The 11865-nt window shown below is 63.9% G+C and carries 10 protein-coding genes; 3 read left to right on the forward strand and 7 right to left on the reverse strand.

Annotation, left to right across the window (positions count from 1 at the left end; genetic code table 11):
• Positions 1–232: 232 nt before the first annotated feature.
• The 4 genes from D0T11_RS05545 to D0T11_RS05560 all read right to left on the reverse strand — a co-directional run bounded on the left by D0T11_RS05545 (position 233) and on the right by D0T11_RS05560 (position 6140).
• Complete coding sequence (locus D0T11_RS05545) at positions 233–601, reverse strand: group III truncated hemoglobin (protein ID WP_119654783.1); 369 nt, start codon at positions 599–601, stop codon at positions 233–235.
• Positions 602–740: 139 nt separating this feature from the next.
• Entirely contained in the window at positions 741–1157 is a 417-nt protein-coding gene (locus D0T11_RS05550; protein ID WP_119654784.1) for a group III truncated hemoglobin, read from the reverse strand.
• 87 nt (positions 1158–1244) lie between these two features.
• Positions 1245–3983, reverse strand: coding sequence for an alpha-L-rhamnosidase-related protein (locus D0T11_RS05555; protein WP_245990611.1), 2739 nt, complete (start codon positions 3981–3983; stop codon positions 1245–1247).
• Between the two features lie 99 nt (positions 3984–4082).
• Positions 4083–6140, reverse strand: a complete 2058-nt coding sequence (locus tag D0T11_RS05560; protein ID WP_119654786.1) for a WG repeat-containing protein — start codon at positions 6138–6140, stop codon at positions 4083–4085.
• A gap of 144 nt (positions 6141–6284) precedes the next feature.
• On the opposite strand from D0T11_RS05560, the gene D0T11_RS05565 reads away from it, so the two are divergent.
• Complete coding sequence (locus D0T11_RS05565) at positions 6285–6686, forward strand: hypothetical protein (RefSeq protein WP_119654787.1); 402 nt, start codon at positions 6285–6287, stop codon at positions 6684–6686.
• Positions 6687–6715: 29 nt separating this feature from the next.
• Complete coding sequence (locus D0T11_RS22440; protein ID WP_182888260.1) at positions 6716–6862, forward strand: hypothetical protein; 147 nt, start codon at positions 6716–6718, stop codon at positions 6860–6862.
• Between the two features lie 177 nt (positions 6863–7039).
• On the opposite strand, the gene D0T11_RS05570 is transcribed toward D0T11_RS22440, so the two are convergent.
• Together D0T11_RS05570 and moaA are read right to left on the reverse strand one after the other, a co-directional pair.
• Positions 7040–7318, reverse strand: a complete 279-nt coding sequence (locus tag D0T11_RS05570; RefSeq protein ID WP_119654788.1) for a DUF1294 domain-containing protein — start codon at positions 7316–7318, stop codon at positions 7040–7042.
• A 171-nt stretch (positions 7319–7489) separates the two neighbouring features.
• On the reverse strand, positions 7490–8509 hold the full coding sequence (gene moaA, locus D0T11_RS05575) for a GTP 3',8-cyclase MoaA (protein WP_119654789.1): 1020 nt from the start codon (positions 8507–8509) through the stop codon (positions 7490–7492).
• A gap of 96 nt (positions 8510–8605) precedes the next feature.
• On the opposite strand from moaA, the gene moaD reads away from it, so the two are divergent.
• Positions 8606–8875 (forward strand): molybdopterin converting factor subunit 1, encoded by a 270-nt coding sequence (gene moaD, locus D0T11_RS05580; protein ID WP_317127251.1) that lies wholly within the window; start codon positions 8606–8608, stop codon positions 8873–8875.
• Between the two features lie 219 nt (positions 8876–9094).
• On the opposite strand, the gene D0T11_RS05585 is transcribed toward moaD, so the two are convergent.
• The gene (locus D0T11_RS05585) at positions 9095–11377 is read right to left on the reverse strand and encodes a M4 family metallopeptidase (protein WP_119654790.1); all 2283 of its coding nucleotides are present in this window, start codon (positions 11375–11377) and stop codon (positions 9095–9097) included.
• Positions 11378–11865: the final 488 nt, after the last annotated feature.

An 11865-nucleotide genomic window follows, 5' to 3' on the forward strand; every position in this document is an offset into this window, starting at 1 on the left:
CTGGTACCACCGTTACCGCCAACGCCCCGACTCAGAGCCGGGGCGTTGGGGTTGAGGCTCCAGGGGGAGCTAGGGCCGGATGCCATCGGGACCTGCTGCAACAGGCCATCCGAGGGGCGAAAGGCGACGGAAGACTCAAAAAAATCCGCCGGATTCGGGTCCGGCGGATTTTTTGGGTGGGTGGATGAGTGAGTGAGGAGAACGGGTGGGTATAGTGTGGGTGAAAAAGAGGTCAGGCAGTGCGGAAAATGGCCGCCAGCGCCGCCGCTTTGCCCTTGGCTTCCTCGGCTTTGCTGCCAGCAAATTTTTCTTCGAGCGCCTTTCCGAGCAGATCGGCCCAGCGCTGCTGGTGCGGCCCGCGCAGGGGCAGGGCCGAGTGCAACGGAACCATCTGGCCTTCCTGGTACCGGGTGGTGCCCAGCAGGGCGCTGCTCCAGTAATCGTAGAGGGAGGTGAGGTGGCGGGGCCAGTGCACCTGGGCTACGGCCTGGCACAGGGGGGCCAGGAGTTCGTCGTTGGTCGCCTTGCTGAAAGCCGTATCCACCAGCGTCTTAATGTCGCCTTCGGTACGCAGATCGGGGAGGGTAGACGAAGTAACCATACGGCAGGGGATAGGATGGCCTGAATACGTAGCGAATTTACGCAAGTTTTAGAATTGTCACGCTTCAGCGAAAAATATTCCTGTCAAATTAGGTAAACAGAGCACCGGCATGGGTCGTTTTTGCGCGTTTAATCGGGGTTTAGATGCTGTGATGACCATTTACATCGAAGTCACCGGGGCGGTTGCGCGCTTGGCTTATCCGGTGCTCAAACACAGCCGCAATGGTGCCGGCCCGGTAAATGGCCTCATCGGCCACGGCCCCCCGAAAACAGACTTCGGTGGTTTCCACGAACAGTGTGAGCCAGCGGCGAAAGTGCCGCCCATCAATGGGCAGGGCCAGGTGCTTAGGAAACGGCCGACCCCGGTAGCGGCCCGTGCCCAGCAGCAGCCCGCTCCAGAAATCGTACATGGTGGCCAGATGACGGGGCCACTGGTCGCCCACCACCGCTCCGAATACGGGTCCGAGCAGCTCATCCGCCCGCACGCGCTGGTAGAAGCCGTCTACCAGCCGGCGGATGTCAATGTCAGTACGGATATCGGGCAGGGCTGAGGTCATGACAGGTGGCTGTTGCGGGGGAGAGTGAAAAGCTGCGGCGCAAGAGCGGTGGCGCAGGAAACAGCGCTTCTGCTAACAGCCAGCCAATCAGTCCAGACGGGTGAGGCGCAGGTGGTCGAGCAGGGCCTGGTTGACCGCGCCGTTCATGTTTTCGTTGGCGGCCTCGAAGCTCAGCGTGAGCACGGTGCGGCCGGCGGGCAGCGTCACCTCAATCGGGTTCGAGTAGCCCCAGTTCGCCCATTCTTCGACGCCGCGCTGGGGCAGCACCACGGTGCCCAGCCACTGCTCGCCCCGACGCAGGGTGCGCAGGGCGCACTTGTTGCTGGTATTGAGGGGGCCGTTGCCGTTGGCGTAGCGAAAATCGAGGGCGTAGCGGCCGGCGGCGGGCACGCTCACCGGCAGCTCGAGGCGGCGGTTGGCACTGGTACTGAGCTCGATAAACCCCTGGCCGGTGTAGCCCTGGGAGGGCCGTGCCGCCGGGGCAGTCACCGTTTCCAGCTCCAGCACCGTGCGCCGCCGGGCCGCACCCACGGGCACCGGCTCACTGGCGAAGCCACCGGCTCCTACCGCATCCACGGCCAGCACCTGGTACTCGGCGTAGCGCTCCGGGGCCGGTACGGGCAGCATGGTATCGGTGGTGCGGGCCGCAAACTGCCCGTTGCGCAGCACCTGGTAGGCCGTGGCCCCGGCCACCGGCTCCCACCGGAGCTGGCCGGCGGCGTAGGTAACAGCGGGCGTCGGGGGCGCTACGTGATGGGACACCAGGTGCTGAGTGGCGGCCGGCGGGGCTTCGTTGCCGAGCTCAATGCGCAGCGTGTGGCTCCCGGTAAGCGTGGCCGGGATAGTGGCCTCGGGCAGGGGCTGCCCGTCGAGGGTAACGCGGCTAATCTGGTGGCCAAACCCGGTCAGCTCCACGCTCAGCACGGCCGCGCGGTAGTGCAGGTTGCGCAGGCGGCGGGTGCCCTTCAGGGCCTCGGGCACGAAGGGCCGGAACGTGAGGCCATCGGGCTGGAAGTCCATGCCAAAGAGCCCCTTGTATACCAGGCCCAGCGTGCCCGAAAGGCTCCAGAGCATGTTGCTGCTGTTGATCTGGGTACCCGCGAAGTCGCCGTTGCGGGCCACGAAGTTCTCCTTGTTGGTCAGGAACAGGGCGGCCGGCCGGGCCACGGCCATCAGGCTGGCCAGGAACGATTCCTCGTGGCCGACTTTGGCCGCCGCCAGTCCCCAATAGCTCTGCACGAAGGGCCACACGGCGTTATTGTGGTAGGGCGGAATGCCGGCAATCTGGGGGTAGATGCAGGGCACGCCGAAGTCCATGACGGGCGTGCTGGCCACCACCGCGCGGGCGCGCCCTTCCTCGGCCACCCCGAACAGCACCGCCAGTGCCTCGCCCAGGGCCTCCGATTTGGGCGACGGCACCGGGAAGTTGCGGCCGTAGCGGTACTGCCCGTAGTAACCGGCCTGCTCCAGCCACAAGTGCTGGTTGAGGCCCCGCTTGATGCGCCCGGCCCGCTCCGTAGCCGCCTGGGCCACGTCGGTTTCCCCGAGCCGGGCGGCCATCAGGGCCAGTACCTGGTTGCCCTGGTAGTGGGCGGCGTTGGTGCCCAGGCTCTGGCTCTGGTAAATATCGGCCGGCTGCATCCACCCGGGGTAGGTCTGCTCCCGCCAGTCCAGAAACGACGATTCGCCCCGTACCAGGCCGGTTTCCGGGTCGTAGGCCACCGGCACGTCGTCCTCAATCGTGTTCCGGATGATGGGATACACTTCGCGTAACCAGTCCTCGTCGCCGGTGGTCTGGTAGATTTCCCAGGCCGCCGTGGCCCAGATAATGCGGTCGGTGGACACGGGCCAGGCCCCGCCGGTGCCGGTATCCTGCACGATGCGGCCGGCCGGCGTGACTTTGCGGCGCAGGCTGGTTTTGGCCGCTTCGGGCTGAAGCAGGGCTTGGGCCAGCACGATGCTGTAGCTGACGTCGCGGGTCCAGACGCCGGCCCACTCCTGGCCCGTGCGCAAGGTCCCATCGGGCTCCACGGCCCGGCGGGCTTCTTCCAGGGCCAGGTTGTAGAGGCCGTCGAGCAGCGGATAGTCGGATTCAAGCTGGGGAAACCCACTCACGTCGAGGCTGGCCTGCCACTGGCCGGCGGTGGCGTTCTGGTCCGGGTGGGCATTGAGGACCAGCGTGGCCTGGTAGATACCGTCGCCATCGGCATCGAGCAGTTCCAGCGCGGGCTTATGGCTGAGCTTGTCGAAGTCCCAGCTCAGCGGGGCCACATTGCCGGCCACGAACACCTGCTTGAAATCGGCCTGATAGAGCTTCTGCCCATTGTAGAGCGGGTAAAAACCCTGGGCTTTGAAGGCGGCCAGCACCGGCCGCAGGTCGAGGCGGATGGTAAGCGGGGTGTTGGGAGCCAGGTAGGCATCGGCCGGCGCGGGGCGCGGGTCTAGGTACTGCTGGCCGAACACGATGACGGGCGTCGTCAGCGCGGCCCCGTCGGTGGGGGCCAGCGCCAGCAGCAGGTGGTCCTGGCCGGGGGGCATTTCGTTGTCCTGGCCATTGAGACTGAACTTGAAGCTCACCCGGGGGCTTTGGAAGGCGTTGGCCGGACTCTGATAATCGGAGGTAAGACGGGTGCGCGACAAAGCCCGCGCCGTAAAGGCGCCCTGCACCAGCGAATCGGGGTAGACGGTGAAAGCGGCCGACTGCCACACGGGCACAGCGGCCCGGGCGGCCGGGGCCGCCGCCGCCGGAACGGTGGGTTTCGACATCTGACAGGAGCCCAGCAACCCGAGCATACTCAGGCCGGTGGCAAACAAGGGGTGACGCATCCCACAAAGTACGCACGTCTTCCGCTGGGAACGCCTAGTGGGCCAGGGGCAGGGCCACCTTACGGGCGCAGCACCCGGCCGACGGCCCCAATCAGCCGGCTAGTCGTTTACGAGCTCCGCGCTCCGGTTGATGAAGAAGGAGCGGCCGTTTTGGGTAACCCGGGCCCGGCCCTTGGCATCGAAGTCGGTGGCGCTGGCATAGCGTCCGAAGGGGGCCGAACCAGTGGTCGTATCGGCCAGATAGGCGGGGCTGATAAAGGTGAAATAACCGTCCTTCTTCACGCGTGCCAGCTCCTGACTGAAATCGTAGGCTTCCTGAAAAACAACTGGTTCGGCCGGCTCTTCGGGTCCCTGGATGTAGTGCCAGCCCTGCTTGTCGAGCACGGCGGCATAGCCCTCGGCGAAGTCGCGGGCGGCGTAGTAAAACGTACTGAATTCCTCGCCTTCCTCATTCAGGAACGTGTAGAGCCCACCTGCCCGGGCCCGGGCGTAGCCGTCGGCGTAGGGGTAGAGCGCATCGTAGGCCGGCGCAACAACCTCCTGGCCATCAGCGCCCACGAACCCGAACACGCCCTCCTGCTCCACCACGGCCCGCTCTTGCCGAAACTCCCCGATTCGGGTGTAACGGGCGGGCAGCACCGTGTCGCCGTCGGCCGCGAGCAGCCCTTGGCGGCCGTTTTCAGAAAAAGGCACGGGGGCTTCGGAGCCGCCGCAACGGGCAACGGCCAGGGCCAGCAGCAGGGCCGTACCACCGGCGGCGGCTACGTAGGCCGGGCGGCGCCCCGGCAGGGCAGCGGCCCACCGGTCCGGGATGCCGCGCCGGGCCAGCCAGCGGGTCGTCAGCGGCCACCAGCGCAACGCGGTGCCCAGCAGCGGCCGACGCGCCTGCGCGGGCCGGCCAAACTGCGGGCGGCCAGGAGCAGGCCCGGGTGAATGGGGCGCAACGGCCGGGCGGGAGCGGGTAGGAGCGGGCGTTGCGGCGGCGGCCGCAGCAGGGGCTGGGGCCGCAACCGAAACGGCCACCGGGGCCGGTGGCGCTTCGGAGGGGGAAACAGCCAGCCGGTTGATGAGCTGTTCGAGTTGCTGGATTTTTTGCCCCAGTTCCTGATTCCGTGTTTCCAGTTCGCTCCGGTAGCCGTCCATGGCCGATTCCAGGGCCTGCTTCTCCCGCTTCTCGGCGGCCAGCTGTGCTTGCAGGTCGGGGGCTTCGGGAGCTACCGGGGCGGCGTACAATTGCTGCTGAAGCTGGGCCATGCGCTCTTCCCGCTCGGTTTCGCGGTTTTCGAGCGCCCGCATCTGCTGCTGCATATCGGCTTGCAGGCGCAGGCGCAGGGCTTCCAGCTCCTGCTTTTCCTGGTTGCGGGCGTCAAGGTCAATCTCATACCCGGTAGACGTGCGGTCGAGCTCGTCCAGATCTTCCGCTCCCAGCCACCGCCACAGCTGGCCCGCCTTCTGGCGCAGCAACTCGCTGGTAGTGGCCGGCTCCGGCAACCCAGCAGCTTCAGCCGGGGCCGCCTCGGCCGGCGTAGGTGCCGGGGCCGGTAGCGGCGGAGCGGCCGGAGTGGGGAGCACTACCGCAACGGCTCCCAGAGCCCGGGCAACCTGCTCCAGGTCGGCGGGGGTAAGGTCGATTTCGGGAGTAGCCAGCTGGGCCAGCCGGCGCGTGAAACGGGCCGGGTCGGGCAGCAGGTGAAACGTGGAGGCGGCGGGCACGGCCGCCATGCGCGCCTCCACCTCGGGGCCGAAACTGACCGGGGCCGCGAACAACACCAACCCCGTGATAAAGTGCAGGTTGGCGGCTTCGGCGGGCAGCAGCCCCTGAAGCTGGGCCATGAGCGCCGTACGCTGCTGCTCGAAGCGCTCGAAAGGGTTGGCGGCCTCATCGGGCAGCTCCAGCAGCGCCCCATCGAGGTACCAGGAGCCAGTGCGCAGATCCGGCATGTGCAGCCGGCCGCCAGTGGGCAGCAACTGCACGATGGTAAGGCTGCGCGGACGCAGAATGAGGGCATCGAGCACCAGCCCCCCGGCCAGCGGCACGTGGCCCAGCAACAGCGTGGCGGGTGCGGCGGCCTCGGCCGCGAGGGCCGCTTCTACGGCATCGAACTGCTGCTGGCGGGTGGGCGAGGAAAACGGAGCGGATTGGTACTGGTGCAGCATAGGCGGGCGGTGGGGGCCGCAACTTTCCGGCCAAGGTAAGCCGAGGAGCCTGTACGCAGCATTGGCCGCCGGGATGCGCCAACTTTTCCGGCAGCGGATGAGTATAGCCAGCATAGTCGCCTTACCTACTTTCCGTCCCGTTTTATGGATTCTACCGCCTCCACCCCCCAGAACGTCCCCGTGCCCACTGTTGCGCTTACCGTAACCGACCAGCAGAATTCTGCCCTGCTCACCGATACGCTCAGCCTGCTCAGCGCCGGTACTCCCGACAAGAATAACCCCCTGGGGCTGACCGAAATAGACCGCTGGACGGAAGTACTACGGGCTTCCAGCCGGCCCGGCCTGGCCAAAATTACCCAGGAGCTAGCCCTACTGCGCGAACAGCTCAACGCCGCCGACACCCAAACCCACGACCTGGCCGAAACCCTGGCTTCCCTGGGCAATGAAACTGCCAAAGTGGCCGAAGAAACCGCCGACAACTACAGCGCCCCCCTGGCCCAGCTCAGCAAGCTGCTCATCAAACTGGGCTCTACTCTCTCGCGCTAGCCTTCCCCCGGATAAATATATCCGCTCTTGTGAAAGCGGGCAGCATCAAGCCCGAAGCCAGCAAGCTACCCGACGGGGTTCCTGACGCTGGCCTGACCGAAAGCAGCCGTATGGCGCTACATTGGCCCCACGACTGCGCCGGCCTCATCATCTTCCGCTTTGATGAGGCCAGCTAACAGTACGTAGCACTGGCATCTGCTGCAAGTTGTTCCCGCCCCGAATAGGAGCAACAACGTGTTCTGATTTTAACTGCCTGGCCAAAATCCGGCGCAGGGCGCGTTGGTAGTCGCATGATATCCCCGTTGCTTGCCGCGCGCATGGCCCGATTGCCCGCATGCAGAAGCTTGACTGAGCTAGAACGGTGCCTGCAAATAAGGCCACATGAAATAGAGCGCCGCCCCTTGCAGCAGCGTCAGTGCCAGGGTAACGCCCCAGAAAGAGGCTTTGCGGTTTTTATGATGCAGCAGCAAAATTGCCGCCCATGCGCCGGGCGCCGCGCCGGGTAGCGTAGCGAAGTGCAGCGTTTTTTCGGCAATGCGCCGCTGGTTACTCCGAGCCTTCCTTTTATCCAGGGCGAAGAGCAAAAAACACAGCAGATTGAAGAGCAGCAGGCAGCTCAGGAGTACTTTCATGGTGCGGGAGGCGGGCTGCCAGGGGTGTGGCAAACGAAGAGTGCATCAGTGGAGCCGCAAGTTACAGAGCTGGGTTTAAGCAAAAAGCCGGAAAGACCAGCAAGGCTTTGCCGTTACACCTGATAAACTGCTTGGATAGCCGGTGTCAGTACCTGAAACTATTGGCCCCGCCTACCCCCCAATCGTGCTCATCGACTCGAAACTGAGTTGGTGCAGGGGGCGCTGGCTTTCGGCTTCGAAGCCGTTGGCGGCGCGGTGGCGAAAGGCCGATTTCAGGGCTTCAGCAACCTGCTCATCGGAGGAGCCGCCGCGCAGCAAAGCCCGGATGTCGAGCACGCCCTGGTCGTAGAGGCAGGTTTTGAGGCCCCCCTCGGCCGTGAGGCGGATGCGGTTGCAGGTGCCGCAAAAGGTGCGCGAATAGGCCGCAATGATGCCCAGGCGGCCCTGGTGGCCGGCCACGGTGTAATGCGAGGCCGTGTCGCCGGGGCGGGTGGGCACGGGCGTCAGCTCACCCAGGTTCAGGGCCAGATGCTCCCGGATGCGGTGGTGGTTCCAGGGCAGAGTGGCGGGCGTGGCCTCGTGGCTGCCGCCATTGAAGGGCATTTCCTCAATGAAGCGCACATCTACGGGCAACTCCCGGGTCAGCTCGGCCAGGGGCAGCAGGTCCTGGGTGTTCTGCCCGTCCATCACCACAGCGTTAATTTTGACCCGGATACCAGCCGCCAGCAGGGCATACAGCGTGGCCAGGACCTGGGGCAACTCGTCGCGGCGGGTGATGGCGGCAAACCGGGCGCGGTCCAGGGTGTCGAGGCTCAGATTAACGGCTTTCACGCCGATGCGGGCCAGTTCGGGCACGTGGGGAGCAGTGAGCACGCCGTTGGTGGTCAGGGTCAGCTCCTCGATACCCGGCAGCTGACTCAGGCGGTCCATAAACGGCACCAGGTCGCGCCGCACGAATGGCTCCCCGCCCGTCAGGCGCACTTTGCGCACGCCCAGACCCGCCATGAGGGCTACCAGCCGCTCCATTTCCTCGTAGGTCAACAACTCCTGCTTGGGCAGGTACTTAATGCCTTCCTCGGGCATGCAGTAGAAGCAGCGCAGGTTGCACCGGTCCGTAACGGCCAGCCGCAGGTATTCCAGCGGGCGGCCGTGGTTATCGAACAAAACAGACGGGGCAGCAGAAAGGGCCATGCAAGAAGAAGAAAAAGAGAGGAAGCCTCCGGAGTGAAACCGGGCATCGGGGAGAAAACGTAACACCGGTGCGGTTGTTTGGGTTTGCTCTACGTAATGTTGCCCAATTATATTGATCCGCCCATGAACCTGAAAATTGCCTTGTTCGGTATCGCCCGCGAAATCGTCGGCCAGTCCACGCTGGAAGTTGCCGCGCCGGCCGGCCAGTCGGCCCGGGGCCTGCTTGTGGCGCTGCACGCGCAGTATCCGGCCCTGGCCGGCCTGAGCAGCTTGGCCGTGGCGGTGAACAACGAGTACGCCACCGATGATACCCCGCTGCACGAGCGCGACGAAATAGCCCTGATTCCCCCAGTAAGCGGCGGCTAGAAGCGCCCTCCCGCACGCCGTCCCGCCTAGGTATTCTGTTGTGCGTTTCTCCAGGTTGTCCGTCTCCCGCCAGAGCGCCCGCAAAAGCAGACCGCACGGGCCGATGAGCCCCGCAATATTTGGGGCACTCTCCCGGGCCGGTGGGCACAAAAAAAAGGCCCGCCGGTTGGCGGACCCTTTTCAGGTTATAAAAGCAACTGAACCGCAGCGGATTAGTGCTTAACGAAGCGCTCGTGGAAGGATTTCTGCCCGTCGCTCAGCCGGGTTCGGGAACAGGCTCACGGCTTTATCGGCCACGCTGGTGCTGAGTGAGGCGCTCGGCGTAGCCGTGGAAGAGGCCGCCACCCCTTGCGAGGCCAGCGTACCGCCGGTGATGTTGAGGGTGTAGTCCTCCGTTTCGCCGTAGCTGAAGCTGCCGCAGCTGGTTGTGCCGGCGTTGTCGCTCATCACTACCCGCATCCGGGTGGCGCCCGATTTCGCCGAACCCGGCACCGTGAAGCTGGCCGACAAAGTGGCGCTGCTCGAAGAAGAACCGGACACTACGGTTTCACCGGCATCGGTGAAGTCGCCATCCTGGTTGTAGTCGATGTATACTTTCCAGTTCTCGGTGTAGGCCGTGGAGCGGAAACCGGCCGAGATGTAAATGGTCTGGGAAGAACCGGCAGCAACCGAAGTCGAAGTAGCCGTGCCGTTGTAGTACCCCCCATCGGCCGACGAGGTGCGGTTGATAGAGCCCAGCTGCACGAGGTCAATCCACTCGTAGGTGGTATTGCTGCCTTTGCTGGTGCAGTAAGAAGCCGGAGTTGGAGGTGGAGTGCCGCCGCCGCCGCCGGAAGCTGCGGCTCCTACGCCCACGGCATACCAGGCGTTGGTTACGGCAATTTCCTGGGCCGAACCGGCTCCGTACAAATCCTTGGCCGACTGAATGCTGTAAGTCCGGGCAGCGGCGTAGTTGCTGCTGGCCGTCAGATACACCGCTTCGGTACGGTAGGCAATTTTGGCGGCGGCATCAATGCCGATGGCCGCTACGTTGTAGGCGTTGCCTTTGTCGTTGGTGCCGCTCTTGCCCACGCTCAGCAGGTAGAACCAGTGGTTGAGTACGCCCGAGTTGGTGTGCACCCCGCCGTTGTCGCCCGAGCCAGTGGCCCAGTAGGTGCCCTGGTAGGTGTCGGGCTGCCCTTCGGCGTTGGGGTTGCTCATCGAGCGCAACGACGGGCGCTGCTTGTCAATGTCTTCGCCGATGAGCCAGGTCTGCTTGTTGGGGGCCTTGTAGTATTCCACGGCCGCACCCCAGATGTCGGAGAAGCCTTCGTTGAGGGCGCCCGATTCGTAAGAGTAGGTCAGGTTGGCGGTGCTGGAGCACACGGCATGGCCGATTTCGTGGGCGCACACGTCCAGCGAGGTCAGGGGCGAGAAGCGCGTGGCTCCATCGCCGTAGGTCATGCGCGTACCGTCCCAATAGGCATTTTCGTAGCTGCGGCTGTAGTGCACGTAGCTCTTGATGGCGGCTCCGGCTCCGTTGTAGGAGTTGCGGCCGTGCACGTTTTTCCAGTAATCATACACTGCCTGCGCGCCCCAGTGGGCATCCAGTGCGGCGTTGTCGAAGGCCGAATTGTTGTATTCGGTCCAGCTGTTGTTGGCATCGGTGAAGTCCACGGCCGAGCTGTAGTTCGTGCCCTGGTTCATGTCGAAAGTCTGCACGCCCGAACCGCGGGTGACGTCGCGCAGGCGGTAGGAGCCGTTGAAGCTGTCGGTGGTGCTGCTCTGGGTGCCGCTGTAGCGGGTGGCAAACGAGCCGGTGGCGGCGGCGTGCTTGATGATGGCATCCTGGAATACCACTTCGCCGGAGTGGGCGTCCACGTAGATGAACGCGCGGCTCACGGGGGCTTTGGCGTACACATTGAACTTCCAGGCCAACGTGGGCCTGCCCACTTTCAGGGGGTTAGCCGAGCGCATGTCGCGCACCACGACCAGCTCTCCTTTAGGCGCATACGTAGCCGAGGGGTCGTTTTCCTGGGCCTTCAGATACGCCTCTTCGGCGGCATCCTGCCACATGTATTCCTTGGCTCCCACAAACTGCATGGCGCGGCCCAGGGCGGCTCCGGCGTCCAGAGCGGGCGTGGTGTTCAGGCCCCGCACTTTCTCAAACTGGCCGCTGATGCTCTCCACCCGACCCTGGCGGGCATGTACCGAGTAGGTGGCGTGCTCCACTTTGATGCCCTTGTAGTATTGCTGATACTTCTCGTGCACGAAACCGGCCTGATCGGCGTCGGTCTTCAGTTGCACCATCTGGTCTTCGCTGCCCAGCTGGAGCTGGTCGCGTAGGGCGGTCTTTGCTTCACTGAGCTGGTAGGCCGCACCCTGCTCCCGGAACTGCACCAGAGCGGGGGTGCCGTTTTCGTTGAGTTCCTGGCTTTTTACCCGGGAAAAATCCTGGGCAAAGGTGGTAGAGGACAGACCTCCGAGCAGCAAAAGGGTAGCCGCTGAGTATTTGTTGATCATACCGTGTAGGTTGGTTGTGGATGGAAGAAATGAAAGGCAAATAGGACTTAAAAATGCGGCGCTTTGGAGAGCTACCACGGCGGCAAATTATGCTTTTTTTAAATTTACACCTCATTTGCCAACAATATTTTCATTAAAATGCCTTTCATGACCCAAAAAGGGCGGAAAAAATATCAAATCATTAACTCAGTGGGTATTCGCCGTAGCTAAAAAATGCTTTAAATCACCCCTCTTCCAGCCCTGAAATTGTCTTTTAACAGGACCCTGCCATTTTACCGTTTTACCCGCCGCCCGTTCGCCGAAAAAACGCCCCTCCGGGGCCACACGGGCCGATAAGCTCCGCAATATTTGGGGCACTCTCCCGGGCCGGTGGGCACAAAAAAAAGGCCCGCCGGTTGGCGGACCCTTTTCAGGTTATAAAAGCAACTGAACCGCAGCGGATTAGTGCTTAACGAAGCGCTCGTGGAAGGATTTCTGCCCGTCGCTCA

The organism is Hymenobacter rubripertinctus (genome assembly GCF_003583925.1).
Classification (GTDB): Bacteria; Bacteroidota; Bacteroidia; order Cytophagales; family Hymenobacteraceae; genus Hymenobacter; species Hymenobacter rubripertinctus.

Bases quoted from the DNA above. Each gene is read 5' to 3' on its own strand.
- D0T11_RS05545 (WP_119654783.1), bottom strand. From the start codon at position 601: ATGGTTACTTCGTCTACCCTCCCCGATCTGCGTACCGAAGGCGACATT.
- D0T11_RS05550 (WP_119654784.1), bottom strand. From the start codon at position 1,157: ATGACCTCAGCCCTGCCCGATATCCGTACTGACATTGACATCCGCCGG.
- D0T11_RS05555 (WP_245990611.1), bottom strand. From the start codon at position 3,983: ATGCGTCACCCCTTGTTTGCCACCGGCCTGAGTATGCTCGGGTTGCTG.
- D0T11_RS05560 (WP_119654786.1), bottom strand. From the start codon at position 6,140: ATGCTGCACCAGTACCAATCCGCTCCGTTTTCCTCGCCCACCCGCCAG.
- D0T11_RS05565 (WP_119654787.1), top strand. From the start codon at position 6,285: ATGGATTCTACCGCCTCCACCCCCCAGAACGTCCCCGTGCCCACTGTT.
- D0T11_RS05570 (WP_119654788.1), bottom strand. From the start codon at position 7,318: ATGAAAGTACTCCTGAGCTGCCTGCTGCTCTTCAATCTGCTGTGTTTT.
- moaA (WP_119654789.1), bottom strand. From the start codon at position 8,509: ATGGCCCTTTCTGCTGCCCCGTCTGTTTTGTTCGATAACCACGGCCGC.
- moaD (WP_317127251.1), top strand. From the start codon at position 8,606: ATGTTGCCCAATTATATTGATCCGCCCATGAACCTGAAAATTGCCTTG.
- D0T11_RS05585 (WP_119654790.1), bottom strand. From the start codon at position 11,377: ATGATCAACAAATACTCAGCGGCTACCCTTTTGCTGCTCGGAGGTCTG.